This window comes from Achromobacter sp. CF-sbj1-Ac2-l, from assembly GCF_052698165.1.
Genome location: NZ_CP199855.1, coordinates 6,224,369 through 6,239,645, shown reverse-complemented (window position 1 = coordinate 6,239,645; position 15,277 = coordinate 6,224,369). Strand labels below are relative to the sequence as shown.

At 63.7% G+C, this 15,277-nt stretch carries 18 protein-coding genes; 15 read left to right on the top strand and 3 right to left on the bottom strand.

What is annotated here, in order from left to right; all coding sequences use genetic code 11:
• Positions 1-13 precede the first annotated feature (13 nt).
• The 3 genes from ACUDCK_RS28680 to ACUDCK_RS28670 are packed head-to-tail and all read right to left on the bottom strand — an operon-like array spanning position 14 to position 4,208.
• A complete protein-coding gene (locus tag ACUDCK_RS28680) occupies positions 14-2,338 on the bottom strand; it encodes a CHASE2 domain-containing protein (RefSeq protein ID WP_175167893.1) in 2,325 nt (774 codons plus the stop codon).
• 10 nt (positions 2,339-2,348) lie between these two features.
• Positions 2,349-3,458 carry a FecR domain-containing protein gene (locus ACUDCK_RS28675; RefSeq protein WP_054504553.1) on the bottom strand — a complete coding sequence of 370 codons (1,110 nt, stop codon included), beginning with the start codon at positions 3,456-3,458 and terminating at the stop codon, positions 2,349-2,351.
• A gap of 33 nt (positions 3,459-3,491) precedes the next feature.
• A complete protein-coding gene (locus ACUDCK_RS28670) occupies positions 3,492-4,208 on the bottom strand; it encodes a response regulator transcription factor (RefSeq protein ID WP_054504554.1) in 717 nt (238 codons plus the stop codon).
• 260 nt (positions 4,209-4,468) lie between these two features.
• On the opposite strand from ACUDCK_RS28670, the gene ACUDCK_RS28665 reads away from it, so the two are divergent.
• The 15 genes from ACUDCK_RS28665 (at position 4,469) to rpmC (ending at position 15,275) form a co-directional block, all read left to right on the top strand.
• Complete coding sequence (locus ACUDCK_RS28665; RefSeq protein WP_054504555.1) at positions 4,469-5,170, top strand: response regulator transcription factor; 702 nt, start codon at positions 4,469-4,471, stop codon at positions 5,168-5,170.
• A 496-nt stretch (positions 5,171-5,666) separates the two neighbouring features.
• Entirely contained in the window at positions 5,667-6,044 is a 378-nt protein-coding gene (rpsL, locus tag ACUDCK_RS28660; protein WP_005017264.1) for a 30S ribosomal protein S12, read from the top strand.
• A gap of 175 nt (positions 6,045-6,219) precedes the next feature.
• Positions 6,220-6,690: a 30S ribosomal protein S7 gene (gene rpsG, locus ACUDCK_RS28655; protein ID WP_006389600.1), complete on the top strand. Its 471-nt coding sequence runs from the start codon at positions 6,220-6,222 to the stop codon at positions 6,688-6,690.
• Between the two features lie 18 nt (positions 6,691-6,708).
• Positions 6,709-8,811 (top strand): elongation factor G, encoded by a 2,103-nt coding sequence (gene fusA / locus ACUDCK_RS28650; protein WP_049077256.1) that lies wholly within the window; start codon positions 6,709-6,711, stop codon positions 8,809-8,811.
• Between the two features lie 76 nt (positions 8,812-8,887).
• Positions 8,888-10,078: an elongation factor Tu gene (tuf, locus tag ACUDCK_RS28645; RefSeq protein WP_020925806.1), complete on the top strand. Its 1,191-nt coding sequence runs from the start codon at positions 8,888-8,890 to the stop codon at positions 10,076-10,078.
• 74 nt (positions 10,079-10,152) lie between these two features.
• Positions 10,153-10,464: a 30S ribosomal protein S10 gene (gene rpsJ, locus ACUDCK_RS28640; RefSeq protein ID WP_003806903.1), complete on the top strand. Its 312-nt coding sequence runs from the start codon at positions 10,153-10,155 to the stop codon at positions 10,462-10,464.
• A 332-nt stretch (positions 10,465-10,796) separates the two neighbouring features.
• Positions 10,797-11,486 carry a 50S ribosomal protein L3 gene (gene rplC / locus ACUDCK_RS28635; RefSeq protein ID WP_006392074.1) on the top strand — a complete coding sequence of 230 codons (690 nt, stop codon included), beginning with the start codon at positions 10,797-10,799 and terminating at the stop codon, positions 11,484-11,486.
• 4 nt (positions 11,487-11,490) lie between these two features.
• Entirely contained in the window at positions 11,491-12,108 is a 618-nt protein-coding gene (gene rplD, locus ACUDCK_RS28630; protein ID WP_006389605.1) for a 50S ribosomal protein L4, read from the top strand.
• Positions 12,105-12,401 carry a 50S ribosomal protein L23 gene (gene rplW, locus ACUDCK_RS28625; protein ID WP_006216557.1) on the top strand — a complete coding sequence of 99 codons (297 nt, stop codon included), beginning with the start codon at positions 12,105-12,107 and terminating at the stop codon, positions 12,399-12,401. Before rplD ends, rplW begins: the two co-directional genes overlap by 4 nt.
• Positions 12,402-13,229 carry a 50S ribosomal protein L2 gene (gene rplB, locus ACUDCK_RS28620; RefSeq protein WP_006389607.1) on the top strand — a complete coding sequence of 276 codons (828 nt, stop codon included), beginning with the start codon at positions 12,402-12,404 and terminating at the stop codon, positions 13,227-13,229. It abuts the gene before it with no gap.
• Between the two features lie 12 nt (positions 13,230-13,241).
• The gene (rpsS, locus tag ACUDCK_RS28615) at positions 13,242-13,517 is read left to right on the top strand and encodes a 30S ribosomal protein S19 (RefSeq protein ID WP_006216555.1); all 276 of its coding nucleotides are present in this window, start codon (positions 13,242-13,244) and stop codon (positions 13,515-13,517) included.
• A gap of 3 nt (positions 13,518-13,520) precedes the next feature.
• A complete protein-coding gene (rplV, locus tag ACUDCK_RS28610; protein WP_006389608.1) occupies positions 13,521-13,850 on the top strand; it encodes a 50S ribosomal protein L22 in 330 nt (109 codons plus the stop codon).
• Positions 13,851-13,859: 9 nt separating this feature from the next.
• On the top strand, positions 13,860-14,651 hold the full coding sequence (rpsC, locus tag ACUDCK_RS28605) for a 30S ribosomal protein S3 (RefSeq protein ID WP_006389609.1): 792 nt from the start codon (positions 13,860-13,862) through the stop codon (positions 14,649-14,651).
• Positions 14,652-14,653: 2 nt separating this feature from the next.
• Positions 14,654-15,070, top strand: coding sequence for a 50S ribosomal protein L16 (rplP, locus tag ACUDCK_RS28600; protein WP_006389610.1), 417 nt, complete (start codon positions 14,654-14,656; stop codon positions 15,068-15,070).
• Positions 15,071-15,083: 13 nt separating this feature from the next.
• Positions 15,084-15,275 carry a 50S ribosomal protein L29 gene (gene rpmC, locus ACUDCK_RS28595; protein ID WP_003806912.1) on the top strand — a complete coding sequence of 64 codons (192 nt, stop codon included), beginning with the start codon at positions 15,084-15,086 and terminating at the stop codon, positions 15,273-15,275.
• Positions 15,276-15,277: the final 2 nt, after the last annotated feature.

Sequence of the window (15,277 nt, the reverse complement as noted above, 5' to 3'; positions counted from 1 at the left end):
ACGCCGCCAGGTCCTAATGGGTCGTGGTGTCCTCGGGCGCCACCGGCAGGCACAGCGTAAACACCGAGCCGACGCCCGCCTGGCTGTTCACCTCGACCTCGCCGCCGTGGCGTTGCGCCACGGTGCGCACGAAGGCCAATCCCAATCCCGCGCCGCCTACGTCCCCGCGGGTGGCGACCCCGACGCGCGCGAACGGTTCGAACAGCCGCGCCAGATCCTGCGCCGCGATGCCTTGCCCCTGGTCGCGGATGTGCACGCGCCAGTAGCCGGCTGCCTGGTCGATGTCGCAGGTGATGCGGGTGTCGGGTGGGCTGTACTTGATGGCGTTGTCGATCAGGTTGCTCAAGGCCCGCATCAGCAGCGTCTGGTCGCCGAGTACGTAGGCGACCGGCAGCGAGGGCGCGACCGCCAGCGTGATGCCGCGCTTGTGCGCGGCCGCCCAGAATTCATCGACGCCGTCCTGCAGCAGGCTGCCCAGGTCGAGCTCGACCGCGTTGATGGCCATCGATTCGGCCCGCGTCAGGTGCACGAAGTCGTCGACCAGGTGCAGCGTGCGATTGGCCAGCGCGGCGATGCGGGTGAGGGTCTCGTCGCGGCCGTCCTGAGGCACGCCATCCTGCTTCATTTCCACCAGCGCCAGGATCGAGCTTTGCGGCGCGCGCATGTCGTGCGAGATGAAGCGCAGCGTTTCTTCGCGCTGCCGTTCGGCCTGGCGTATGCCGGAGATGTCGGTCAGGGTGGCGACGGTGCCGGCGAAGTTGCCCTCGGCCGTATGGATCGGCGCGCATTTCAGAATCAGGTCGCGGCCGGCGTGGTCGCGCACTTCCAGGTCGGCGCTCCAGGGCGATTGCTCGGCCGTGTGTCCCTGGCCGCTCAATACCTGCGCCACGCGTTGTCGCGTGGCGTCGTCGCCGATGGTCTTTTCCAGCAGGTGGATGGCCGGATGGCCGACCCGCGGCGGCCGCATGCCCAGCCGCTGGAAGTACATCACGGCGGCCTGGTTGCGAAATTGCATGCGGCCGTCCTGGTCGAACACCAGCGTTGCGTCGGGCATGCCATCCAGCCCGTCGGCCAGGAAGCGCCGCAGGTTGCGCACCCGCGCCAGCGCGCGCCGCAGTTCGCCGACGCGGCTTTCCAGCGAGGCGCTGGGGCCGCCCGATTGCGCCCGGGCTTCGTTCAGCACGGGCGGGTATTCGCGCTGCAGGCGGCGCAATTCGTTGTCCATGTAGCGCAGCGCGGCCTCCTGGCTGCGCCAGCTCCACAGGGGATAACACAGCGCCACGCCCACCAGCGCGGCGGTCGGCGCGAACCATTGATAACTGTGCCCCAGCAGCAGCAGGCTGGCCAGCAGCACCAGCGCCAGCAGCCCGATGTTGACGAGCAGCGCGAGGTTGGGCGACAGGCGCCACAGCGCCAGGCAGGCCAGCAGCACCGGCAGGGCCGAGAACAGGGCATTGAGCCAGGGCACGGGCGGCCGGAAGGCGATGTCGTCGTTGGCCGCCTGCAGCAGGTTGGCGATGATCTCCACGCCCGGCATGCCGCTCACCTCGTGCGAGACCGGGGTGGTGTAGGCGTCGCCCAGGCCCGTGGCCCAGGCGCCCACCAGCACATACTTGCCGCGCAACTGCTCGGGCGGCACGTCGCCGCGCAGGACCGACAGGTAGGACACCGCACGGGTGTGCGCCGCGGGGCCGGCGTAGGGGATCAGGATGCCGCCGTCCTTGCCCGCGCGGCGCAGTAGTCGCTCGGCCATCGCCGCCTGGCCGCCCACGTCCAGCATGCTCAACGCGAAATGCTGCCAGCGCTCGCCAGCGAAACGCGCCGTCAGTACCGCCGACCGCAGCACGCCGTCGGCATCGAGGTTGGCGTTGATGAAGCCGCTGCCCGCCGCGGCTTGCGCCAGGATCGGGATGGGCGTGCTGATGGAGGAGGGGTAGGCCAGGCGGTCCAACACCACCGGCAACACGGTGCGGCCGTTGCGGCGCAAGCTGTCGGCGAGGATCGCGTCGTCACCGGGATGAGTGGTGTCGGGCTCGGCGAAGATCAGGTCCAGGCCGACCGCGCGCGCGCCCTGCAGGCGGTCCAGCAACGCCGCGTGCACTGCTCGGCGCCAGGGCCAGCGGCCGAGCGCATCGATACTGGTATCGTCGATCGCCACGATCACGATGTCGGGCGACATGTCGCGCCCTGTCAGCGCGACGGCGCGGTCATACAGGATCTGATCGACGCGCCCCAGGCCATTGAAGGATCCGAGCAGCGCGGCCAGCAGCGCCAGCGCCACCGTCAACCACAGGCCTGATCGCGAGGCCCGGTCGTTGGGGTCGGCGGCATCTGCCATGGGCGTGGATCTAGTAATCGTTCAGTGTCACGAATCCGCCGAAGCCGGTGGCGACGCCCAGGCCGCTGTTGGTCATCAGCTGGTTCACCCCGGTGAAGGTGGCCGTGGCGTCCTGGCCGCCCAGGCCCAGTTCGTCGATGGCCCGCACCGAAACGTAGAAAGTGCCGGGACCGGGAGCGCTGAAGCGGATGTCCGGACCGGGAAAACGGGTGGAGGACACCGGTTGCGTGCCGTCGGCGTCGCGCGCCACGCGCACGACGTAGGCCTGTGCGCCAGGCACGGGGGGGAACGCGCTGGTCCAACTGCCACCGCCGGCGCGCACCGGCTCGCCGAGCTGGGGCGCGGCCAGCAAGGGCCGCACGCCCGCCACGCTGCCGTCGGCGCCGATGGCGGCGCCGTAGCCCCGGGCCACCGCCACCGGTTGCGCCGGGGCGGCGCCGGGGGCGTGCGGCTGCAGCCGCACACTGCCTTCCAGCACTTCGCTGCGCACGCCCTGGCTGCCGCTCTGCACACGGAAACGCGTGCCGCGCACGCCCGTCACGGCCACCGGCGTGCGGACCTCGAAACGGCCCACGCCCTGGCCGCCGGGCGCGACGCTGGATTCGACGCTGCCGCGTTCGACATGGATGACCGAGTCGGTCAGGTCGGTGCCTTCGAATTGTCGCAGTCGCGTCAGCTCGACGGCGCCGTCGGCCGGCAGCGTGAGCTTGGAGCCATCGGCCAGCTCGAGGGTCACGAAGCCGTTGGGGGCGGTCACGACCTTGCTGCCTTCTGCCACGTTGGCGCCCGGCTTGAGGGCCTGGCCGTCCAGGTTCGCCTGGCCGCTGACGTGGACCACGCGCGCATCGGCGGCGCGCTCCGGAATCATCGACAGGGGGATGCGCAGTTCAAGCCCGATGGGCAGGCGTTCGGGCGTGGCGACCTGGTTAAGCGATTGCAACGGGCTCCAGTTGGCCTGGTTGCGCGTGTAGGTCGCGGCGATGTTGATCAGCGTGTCGCCCTGGCGCACGCGGTAGATGAAGTTCTCTCCCAGCGCGCCCGCGGGTTGGCTGTGGGAGGAGGTTGCGAGCAGCAGGCCGGAAAGCAGGGCAAGCAAAGAAAGCGCGCGGCAGCGGCTCATGTCGTTCAAATCTCCAGGTAATGCCGCCGGGCGCTAGGGCGCGGGGGGCGGGCTATCTTCGGACGCGGATATCAATTCCAGCCGGTAGCCGAGCGCATAGGACGAGCTCAGGCGCACGCCGTGTTCCGGGCGCAGTTGCAGCTTCTGCCGGATGTTCGACAGGTGCGTGTCGAGCGTGCGCGAGGTGGCGGGGATCTCGCGGTTCCAGACGCATTCGGCCAGCACGTCGCGCGACATGAGGCGGCCGAGGTTGCGGAAAAAGAGCAGCGCCAGTTCGAATTCCTTGGGCGCCAGCGTGACCGCCGCGCCCTTGAGCAGGATCGTGCGCGCGGCGGGCTCGATGCGGTAGTCGGCCACGTCGAACGATTCATCGGCGGGCTCGGCGATCTGGCTGCGGCGCAGCAGCGCCGCGACGCGCGCCAGCAGCTCCAGCGGCCGCAGCGGCTTGACGATGTAATCGTCGGCGCCGGCGCGCAGGCCCTCGACCAGGTCGTCCTCGCTGGAACGGTTGGTCAGGAAGATGACCGGAATGCGCGGGCCGATGTTGGCGCGCAGCCAGCGCACCACATCGTCGCCATCGATATCGGGCAGGTGCCAGTCCAGCAGCACCAGGTCGAACGTTTCAGTGCGCAAAGCGGCAAGCAGGTCGCGGCTTTGCTGATAGCTGGTGCAGGTATATCCGGCGGCAGTCAGGACTTGCTGGATACGTTTCGCCTGGTCCAGGTCGTCTTCCAGCGACGCGATTTTCATCAGACGTGGTCTCGCGAAGGTTGGCTGCGCAAGCGCGCCCTGTGGCGCCCTACTGCAAGAAGAAGAAAGGATTGTGTAATGGAATGATAACTCGCGTGGCGTCACTGTTGGCTACGTTGTGCCAAGAACTGTCAAACATTGCAAACTTAACGAATCTTGACTGGAGTTGTTGCACAACAACGCGCCACACTGTCCCGACCCCTCCCGTCAACCGGCGCAGTCTGCCGGGCGCGGGCGGGGCAGATGGGATGGAAAGAACTATGAATCAATTGCGCGTACTGATGATGTCGCCGGACGAGGCCGCACGTAATACCGCTGTGTCCGCGCTGCTTCAAGCTGGAATTTCGGCCCGCGGCTGCTCGACTTCCCTGGAATTGTTCGGCCTGCTCAGCAACAGTCCCTATGACGCCGTGGTGCTGAATGTGGGCACCCTCGGTGAAATCGGCTATGCCCTGGTGGCCCGCCTGCACGGCTCGTCGCCGCTGGGTATCGTGGTGATGGGCAACAATCTGTCCCTGGATACCCGCCTGCGTTGCCTGCAGAGCGGCGCGGACGCCTGCCTGCCGCCGCCGCACGACCCTCGCGAATTGGCCTGCATCCTGCTGGCGCTGGCGCGACGCCTGCCCGCCGTACAGGACAATCTGGCGACCGAGGAGCCCACCCTTGGCCAGTGGGAACTGCGCGACCAGGGCTGGACCCTGGCGGCGCCGTCCGGCACCACGATTTCGCTGTCGGCCAACGAACGCCTGATCGTGCGCTCGCTGCTCGAGGTGGCGGGCAGGGCGGTCGGCCGCGACGAATTGGGCGAAGAGTTGCGCCAGGAGGGCGGCGGCGCGCGCGCCAGCGGCACGCGCAGCATCGATGTGATCGTCAGCCGTCTGCGCCGCAAGGCGGAAATGGCGGGGTTGATGTTGCCGATCCGCACCGTCTACGGCAGCGGCTACCTGTTCGCCGACCAATAAAGCCGCGCGGCCAAGACCCGCGCCTTTGCGTCGCCAATTTGGCCCCAATTTTCCCGACCTGGGCCGGACCTGCGCCTAACTGGCCGTCTTTTTGCCGCCAACGTGTCCCCACGCAACGCTTACAAAAGATTTTGACAGTGCGCCGGAATCTAAGCTATGCTAAAGGGCTTACTGCTTTAATCGCGCGCAAAGTCGATGCCAGGACTGGCATTTGAGGCGCCAGGAAGACAGGTCCGGCCATATCCCAAGCAAAGCCTTCGCGCCCAGCTTGGCGGCCCAAGGCCACAGGGGTGCGTCACGAGCCCCCGTCAACCGACGCCGCCATCTCCGAAGCATCCGGTTTGTGCGTTTGTCATGGTTTGTTGGCAAGCCCGCTCTTTTACGTATCTGAACGTTTGAGGCGGATTTGCGCGAGCCGCCTTCTCCGAGAGTCATCACTCGAAGAGACGAGTACGTAAGTACTTACCAGTGGTACGTAAAAGGGATTTCAAAGGTCATGCCTACCATTAGCCAACTCGTGCGCAAGCCGCGCGAAGTCAGCATCATCAAAAGCAAGAGCCCCGCGCTCGAAAACTGCCCGCAACGCCGCGGCGTGTGCACTCGCGTGTACACCACCACCCCCAAGAAGCCGAACTCCGCTCTGCGTAAGGTTGCCAAAGTGCGTCTGACCAACGGTTACGAAGTCATTTCGTACATCGGCGGTGAAGGCCACAACCTGCAAGAGCACTCGGTGGTTCTGGTGCGTGGCGGTCGTGTGAAGGACTTGCCCGGTGTGCGTTATCACATCGTGCGCGGTTCCCTCGACCTGCAAGGCGTCAAGGATCGCAAGCAAGCCCGCTCGAAGTACGGCGCCAAGCGCCCGAAGAAGGCCTAAGGGTTCGCAACGCGAATCAGCAGTACCCCCGCGTGGCGGCCATCCGTCATTAGGGAAGTGCAACCGCGCCGTCCGCAATACAGGAAGGTGCGCGGCACGTAAGGGGTCGTCTTATTGGACGGCCATGGCCGTGTAATGAAACACGGTTCAACTGAACAGACACAAGGAAGCAACAATGCCCCGTCGTCGCGAAGTACCCAAGCGCGAGATTCTGCCCGATCCCAAGTTCGGCAGCGTCGAACTCGCCAAGTTCATGAACGTCGTCATGCTGGACGGCAAGAAGGCCGTCGCCGAGCGCATCGTCTACGGTGCCCTCGAGCAAGTCGCCACCAAGACCGGCAAGGAGCCGATCGAGGTGTTCAGCCTGGCGATCAACAACATCAAGCCGATCGTCGAAGTGAAGAGCCGCCGCGTTGGCGGTGCCAACTACCAAGTGCCGGTTGAAGTGCGCCCCGTGCGCCGCCTGGCCCTGGCTATGCGTTGGCTCCGTGAAGCCGCCAAGAAGCGTGGCGAGAAGTCGATGGATCTACGTCTTGCTGGCGAACTGATCGACGCCTCCGAAGGTCGTGGCGCCGCGATGAAGAAGCGCGAAGACACGCACAAGATGGCCGAGGCCAACAAGGCCTTCAGCCATTTCCGCTGGTAATTTAAGGACTAACCCACCATGGCCCGCAAAACCCCGATCGAGCGCTATCGCAACATTGGCATCTCTGCGCACATCGATGCAGGGAAAACCACCACGACCGAACGTATCCTGTTCTACACCGGCGTCAATCACAAGATTGGCGAAGTGCATGATGGCGCCGCCACCATGGACTGGATGGAACAAGAGCAAGAGCGTGGCATCACCATTACGTCGGCTGCTACGACGGCGTTTTGGCGTGGCATGGCCGGCAACTACCCCGAGCACCGCATCAACATCATCGACACCCCGGGGCACGTGGACTTCACCATCGAGGTGGAACGTTCCATGCGCGTCCTGGACGGTGCCTGCATGGTCTACTGCGCGGTGGGTGGTGTTCAGCCCCAGTCCGAAACCGTGTGGCGCCAAGCCAACAAGTACGGCGTGCCGCGTCTGGCGTTCGTCAACAAGATGGACCGTACCGGCGCGAACTTCTTCAAGGTCTATGACCAGCTGAAGACGCGTCTGCGCGCGAACCCCGTGCCCATCGTGATCCCCATCGGCGCCGAAGACACGTTCCAAGGCGTGATCGACCTGGTCAAGATGAAGGCGATCATCTGGGACGAAGCCAGCCAAGGCACCAAGTTCGACTACAAGGACATTCCGGCCGAGCTGGAAGGCGCCGCCGCCGAATGGCGCGAAAAGCTGGTTGAAGCCGCCGCCGAATCGTCGGAAGAGCTGATGAACAAGTACCTGGAAACGGGTTCCTTGGACGAAGCCGAAATCAACCTGGCCATCCGTCAACGCACCATCGCTGGCGAAATCCAGCCGATGCTGTGCGGCACCGCCTTCAAGAACAAGGGCGTGCAGCGCATGCTGGACGCGGTCATCGACTACCTGCCTTCGCCCGTGGACATTCCCCCGGTTGACGGCCAGGACGACGATGGCAACGCCATCAACCGCAAGGCTGACGACAACGAGAAGTTCTCGGCGCTGGCGTTCAAGCTGATGAGCGATCCGTTCGTGGGTCAGCTGACCTTCGTGCGCGTCTACTCGGGCGTTCTGAAGTCGGGCGACACGGTCTACAACCCCATCAAGGGCAAGAAGGAACGTATCGGCCGCATCCTGCAGATGCACGCGAACAACCGCGAGGAAATCAAGGAAGTTCTGGCCGGCGACATCGCCGCCGTGGTGGGCCTGAAGGACGTGACGACCGGCGAAACGCTGTGCGACGTCGATTCGCACATCCTGCTGGAGCGCATGGAGTTCCCCGAGCCCGTGATTTCGCAGGCCGTCGAACCCAAGTCGAAGGCTGACCAGGAAAAGATGGGCCTGGCGCTGTCGCGCCTAGCGCAGGAAGATCCGTCGTTCCGCGTGCGCAGCGACGAAGAATCCGGCCAGACCATCATTTCCGGCATGGGCGAGCTGCACCTGGAAATTCTGGTCGACCGCATGAAGCGCGAATTCGGCGTGGAAGCGAACGTCGGCAAGCCCCAGGTGGCCTACCGCGAAACGATCCGCAAGACCTGCGAAGAAGTCGAAGGCAAGTTCGTCAAGCAGTCGGGCGGTCGTGGTCAGTACGGTCACGTGGTCCTGAAGGTCGAGCCGCTCGAGCCGGGCGGTGGCTACGAATTCGTCGACGCCATCAAGGGCGGTGTGGTGCCTCGCGAATTCATCCCCGCGGTGGACAAGGGCATCCAGGAAACGCTGCCTGCCGGCATCCTGGCCGGTTACCCGGTCGTGGACGTCAAGGTCACGCTGTTCTTCGGTTCGTACCACGATGTGGACTCGAACGAAAACGCGTTCAAGATGGCCGGCTCGATGGCGTTCAAGGAAGGCATGCGCAAGGCAAGCCCCGTGCTGCTGGAACCGATGATGGCCGTTGAAGTCGAAACGCCTGAAGACTACGCCGGTACCGTGATGGGCGATCTGTCCTCGCGTCGCGGCATGGTCCAGGGCATGGACGACATGGTCGGTGGTGGCAAGACCATCAAGGCCGAAGTCCCGCTGGCCGAGATGTTCGGTTACGCCACGAACCTGCGTTCGCTGACGCAAGGTCGTGCCACGTACACGATGGAATTCAAGCATTACTCCGAGGCCCCCAAGAACGTCGCTGACGAAGTCATCGCCGCTCGGGCCAAGTAAATAACCCTCGCCGCGACCGCCCAGAAGGCGGCGCGGCAAATATCGAAATTTCCTTGAAAGTCAAAGGATAGAGATCATGGCAAAAGGCAAGTTTGAACGCACCAAGCCGCACGTGAACGTCGGCACCATCGGTCACGTCGACCACGGCAAGACCACCCTGACGGCGGCCATCACGACCGTTCTGTCGACCAAGTTCGGTGGCGAAGCCAAGGGCTACGACCAGATCGACGCGGCACCTGAAGAAAAGGCTCGCGGCATCACGATCAACACGGCGCACGTCGAGTACGAAACGGAAACGCGTCACTACGCGCACGTTGACTGCCCGGGCCACGCTGACTACGTCAAGAACATGATCACGGGCGCCGCGCAGATGGACGGCGCGATCCTGGTCGTGTCGGCCGCTGACGGCCCGATGCCGCAAACGCGTGAACACATCCTGCTGAGCCGCCAGGTTGGCGTGCCGTACATCATCGTCTTCCTGAACAAGGCTGACATGGTTGACGACGCCGAGCTGCTCGAGCTGGTGGAAATGGAAGTTCGCGAACTGCTGAGCAAGTACGACTTCCCGGGCGACGACACCCCGATCGTGAAGGGTTCGGCCAAGCTGGCGCTGGAAGGCGACAAGGGCGAACTGGGCGAGCAAGCGATCCTGTCGCTGGCCCAAGCCCTGGACACGTACATCCCGACGCCCGAGCGTGCCGTTGACGGCGCGTTCCTGATGCCGGTCGAAGACGTGTTCTCGATCTCGGGTCGCGGCACCGTGGTGACCGGCCGTATCGAGCGCGGCGTGATCAAGGTCGGCGAAGAAATCGAAATCGTCGGTATCACCCCGACGGTCAAGACGACCTGCACCGGCGTGGAAATGTTCCGCAAGCTGCTGGACCAAGGTCAAGCCGGCGACAACGTGGGCATCCTGCTGCGCGGCACCAAGCGTGAAGACGTCCAGCGCGGCCAGGTTCTGGCCAAGCCGGGCTCGATCACCCCGCACACGGACTTCACCTCCGAGGTGTACATCCTGTCCAAGGAAGAAGGCGGCCGCCACACCCCGTTCTTCAACGGCTATCGTCCCCAGTTCTACTTCCGCACGACGGACGTGACCGGCACGATCGACCTGCCGGCCGACAAGGAAATGGTCCTGCCGGGCGACAACGTGACGATGACCGTCAAGCTGCTGGCCCCGATCGCCATGGAAGAAGGCCTGCGTTTCGCCATCCGTGAAGGCGGTCGTACCGTCGGCGCCGGCGTCGTCGCCAAGATCCTGAAGTAATCCGGATCACGTAAGCAGCACACAACCAGCGGGGGCGAATCAAAGCCCTCGCCTCTCGTTCTTTAGGAAACGCCATGAAAAACCAAAAGATCCGTATCCGCTTGAAGGCTTTCGATTACAAGCTGATCGATCAATCGGCCGCTGAAATCGTCGACACCGCCAAGCGCACGGGCGCCGTTGTCCGCGGCCCGGTGCCGCTGCCCACGCGTATTCGCCGTTACGACGTGCTGCGTTCGCCGCACGTCAACAAGACGTCGCGCGACCAGTTCGAAATCCGTACCCATCAGCGCCTGATGGACATCGTTGATCCCACCGACAAGACCGTTGACGCCCTGATGCGTCTGGACCTGCCGGCTGGCGTCGACGTCGAAATCGCGCTGCAGTAAGGCGTATCGCGAGTCCGCTACCTTCGCCAGTGGACTTGTGCAGAATGGCCGCAATCCTTCGGGACTGCGGCCATTTGTTTTTGCGCCACAGCCTGGCGCGCCGGGGGCAGGGCAGGCGCCTTTTCACGCTAAGTGCTTGTGCTGCCTGAAAAAAACGTGCTAATATGCCAAGCTTGCCATTTTGTGGCAGGTCTAACTATGGTGAGGCGCGCGCAAGTCCGGGATTTTCCGGGCCGGCAACCCCAAGCCAGGTTGAACATAGTCGTAGGGCAAAGGCCGTTACCTTTTGCCTGATTAGCCCCGACCAATCGCAGTCGGGAATGGAGAAAACGATGTCGAATTCGACACCCACGCCCGCCGCTCACCGGCTGGGGCTGGTGGGTCGCAAGGTCGGCATGACCCGCATTTTTACCGAGGAAGGTGAATCCATCCCGGTGACCGTGCTGGACGTGTCGAACAACCGCGTGACCCAAGTTAAGTCGCTGGAAACCGACGGCTACGCCGCGATCCAGGTGGCTTATGGCGCTCGTCGCGCCTCGCGCGTGCCGCAAGCACAAACGGGCCACTACGCCAAGGCCGGCGTTGAAGCCGGTAGCATCCTCAAAGAATTCCGCCTTGATCCCGCCCGCGCCGCTGAATTTGCGGCGGGTTCCGTGATCGCCGTGGAATCGGTGTTCGAAGCCGGCCAACAGGTCGACGTCACGGGCACCACCATTGGTAAGGGCTTTGCCGGTACCATCAAGCGCCACAACTTCGGCTCGCAACGCGCCTCGCACGGTAACTCCCGTTCGCACCGCGTTCCCGGCTCGATCGGCCAAGCTCAAGATCCGGGCCGTATTTTCCCGGGTAAGCGCATGGCGGGTCACCTGGGTGATGTCACCCGCACCGTTCAAAACCTCGACGTCGTTCGCGTTGACGTGGAGCGCGGCCTGCTGCTGGTCAAGGGCGCTGTCCCCGGCCACGCTGGCGCCGATATCGTCGTGCGTCCGGCCATCAAGGCCCCGGCCAAGAAGGGAGCGTAAGTAAATGGATCTCAAGCTCCTGAACGACCAAGGTCAGGCCGCGACTTTCAGCGCGCCCGACACGATCTTCGGCCGTGACTTCAACGAAGCGCTGATTCATCAGATCGTGGTGGCTTTCCAAGCCAACGCCCGTGCCGGCAACCGCGCTCAGAAGGATCGCTCGGAAGTCAAGCACTCGACCAAGAAGCCCTGGCGCCAGAAGGGTACCGGCCGCGCTCGCGCCGGTATGACCTCGTCGCCGCTGTGGCGTGGCGGTGGTCGGATTTTCCCGAACTCGCCGGAAGAGAACTTCAGCCAGAAGGTCAACAAGAAGATGTACCGCGCCGGGATCCGCTCGATCCTGTCGCAACTGGCTCGCGAAGACCGCATCGCCGTCGTCGAATCGTTCGATCTGGAATCGCCCAAGACCAAGGCCGCCGCTGCAAAGCTGAAGAGCCTGGGCCTGGATTCGGTCCTGATCATCACCGACAACGTTGATGAAAATGTTTACCTCGCCACCCGCAACCTGCCGCACGTTGCCGTTGTCGAGCCCCGTTATGCCGATCCGTTGTCGCTGGTCCACTACAAGAAAGTGCTGATCACCAAGCCGGCCATCGCTCAACTCGAGGAGATGCTGGGATGAACGCTGAACGCTTGATGCAAGTCATTCTGGCTCCGATCGTGACCGAAAAGGCCACGTTCGTCGCTGAGAAGAATCAGCAAGTCGCTTTCCGTGTCGTGGCTGACGCTACCAAGCCGGAAATCAAGGCTGCCGTCGAACTGCTCTTCAAGGTGCAGGTCGAGTCCGTGCAGGTCCTCAACCGTAAGGGCAAAGTCAAGCGCTTTGGCCGATTCGTTGGCCGCCGCCGCAATGAGCGCAAGGCCTACGTCTCGCTCAAGGACGGCCAGGAAATCGACTTTGCGGAGGTGAAGTAAATGGCCCTCGTAAAAGTTAAGCCGACTTCGGCTGGCCGCCGTGGCATGGTGAAGGTTGTCAGCCCGAACCTGCACAAGGGTGAGCCCTACGCGCCGCTGCTGGAAAAGAAGACCCGTGGTTCGGGCCGTAACAACAACGGTCACATCACGATCCGCCACCGTGGCGGCGGTCACAAGCAACATTACCGTGTCGTCGACTTCCGTCGCGACAAGGATGGCATCCCCGCGAAGGTCGAGCGTCTGGAATACGACCCGAACCGTACGGCGCACATCGCTCTGCTGTGCTACGCCGACGGCGAGCGTCGCTACATCATCGCTCCGCGCGGCCTGGAAGTGGGCGCCACGCTGATCTCGGGCATCGAAGCCCCGATCCGCGCCGGCAACACGCTGCCGATCCGCAACATCCCGGTGGGTACGACGATTCACTGCGTCGAAATGCTGCCCGGCAAGGGTGCCCAGATGGTCCGTTCGGCCGGCGCTTCCGCCGTCCTGCTGGCTCGCGAAGGCACCTACGCTCAAGTGCGTCTGCGCTCGGGTGAAGTCCGCCGTGTGCACATCGAATGCCGTGCCACCATCGGTGAAGTCGGTAACGAAGAACACAGCCTGCGCCAAATCGGCAAGGCCGGTGCAATGCGTTGGCGCGGTGTCCGCCCGACGGTTCGTGGCGTGGCCATGAACCCGGTCGACCACCCGCACGGTGGCGGTGAAGGCCGTACCGGTGAAGCACGCGAACCGGTCAGCCCGTGGGGCACCCCGGCGAAGGGTTACAAGACCCGTCGCAACAAGCGGACGAACAATATGATCGTCCAACGGCGCAAGCGCAAGTAAGAGGCGAACACTATGTCACGTTCGATCAAGAAAGGCCCGTTTGTCGATGCTCACCTGATCAAAAAGGTGGACACGGCCGTCGCGGGCAAAGACAAGAAGCCGATCAAGACCTGGTCGCGTCGCTCGACGATCCTGCCCGAGTTCATCGGTCTGACGATCGCTGTGCACAACGGCAAGCAGCATGTTCCCGTTTACATCAACGAGAACATGGTCGGTCACAAGCTGGGCGAGTTCGCGCTGACCCGTACGTTCAAGGGTCACGCCGCGGACAAGAAGGCGAAGAGGTAAGCGATGGAAACTACTGCCATTATCCGTGGGGTTCACATCTCCGCTCAAAAGACGCGTCTGGTTGCGGATCTGATCCGCGGCCAGAAGGTCGGCCGTGCGCTCGAGATCCTCACCTTCTCGCCGAAGAAGGCCGCCGCCATCCTGAAGAAGGCTGTCGAGTCCGCCATCGCCAACGCCGAGCACAACGACGGCGCCGATATCGACGAACTGAAAGTCACCACGATCTTCGTGGACAAGGCTCAGTCGATGAAGCGCTTCTCCGCTCGCGCCAAGGGCCGCGGCAACCGTATCGAGAAGCAGACCTGCCACATCACGGTCAAGGTCGGAGCTTAAGGAGTCACGATGGGTCAGAAAATTCACCCCACTGGGTTCCGTCTCGCGGTCACCCGTAATTGGTCCTCGCGTTGGTTCGCCGACGACAAGGCCTTCGGCAGCATGCTGGCCGAAGACATCCGCGTCCGCGAGTACCTGAAGAAGAAGCTCAAGAGCGCCTCCGTCGGTCGCGTGATCATCGAGCGTCCCGCCAAGAATGCCCGCATCACCGTCTACTCGGCTCGTCCGGGCGTGGTGATCGGCAAGCGCGGCGAAGACATCGAAAGCCTGAAGGCTGATCTGCAGCGCCTGATGGGCGTGCCCGTGCACGTCAACATCGAAGAAATCCGCAAGCCGGAAACCGATGCTCAACTGATCGCCGACTCGATCTCGCAACAGCTCGAGAAGCGCATCATGTTCCGCCGCGCCATGAAGCGCGCGATGCAGAACGCCATGCGTCTGGGTGCCCAAGGCATCAAGATCATGAGCTCGGGCCGTCTGAACGGTATCGAAATTGCTCGCACCGAGTGGTATCGCGAAGGCCGTGTGCCGCTGCACACCCTCAAGGCCAACATCGACTACGGCACCTCCGAAGCCCACACCACGTACGGCGTGATCGGCATCAAGGTCTGGGTCTACAAGGGCGACATGCTGGCCAACGGCGAACTGCCGCCGGAAACCGCCGCCCCGCGTGAAGAAGAACGTCGTCCGCGCCGCGCTCCGCGTGGTGATCGTCCGGACGGTGCTCGCACCGGTCGTCCGGGTGGTCGTGGCCGTGGTCCCCGCAAGGCGGACGCTGCTCCGGCGCCTGAAGGAGAATAACCATGCTGCAACCCTCTCGCAGAAAGTATCGCAAAGAGCAGAAGGGCCGCAACACCGGTCTGGCGACCCGTGGCACCCACGTGTCGTTCGGCGAATTCGGTCTGAAGGCCACCGGCCGTGGCCGTCTGACCGCTCGCCAGATCGAAGCCGCTCGTCGTGCCATCAACCGTCACATCAAGCGCGGCGGCCGCATCTGGATTCGCATTTTCCCGGACAAGCCCATCTCGCAAAAGCCTGCCGAAGTCCGTATGGGTAACGGTAAGGGCAACCCGGAGTACTGGGTCGCCGAGATTCAGCCCGGCAAGGTGCTCTACGAAATGGAAGGGGTTAGCGAAGAGCTCGCGCGTGAAGCTTTCCGCCTGGCCGCTGCCAAGCTGCCGATTTCGACCACGTTCGTCGCGCGTCATATCGGTGCTTAAGGAGTACTAAGACATGAAAGCCAGCGAACTCCGTTCGAAAGACGCCGCCGAGCTCGGCAAAGAGCTCGAAAGCCTGCTGAAGGCGCAATTCGGTCTGCGTATGCAGAAGGCCACGCAGCAGCTTGCCAACACCAGCCAGCTGCGTAACGTGCGCCGCGACATCGCGCGCGTGCGTACCTTGCTGACCGAGAAGGCAGGGAAATAAAG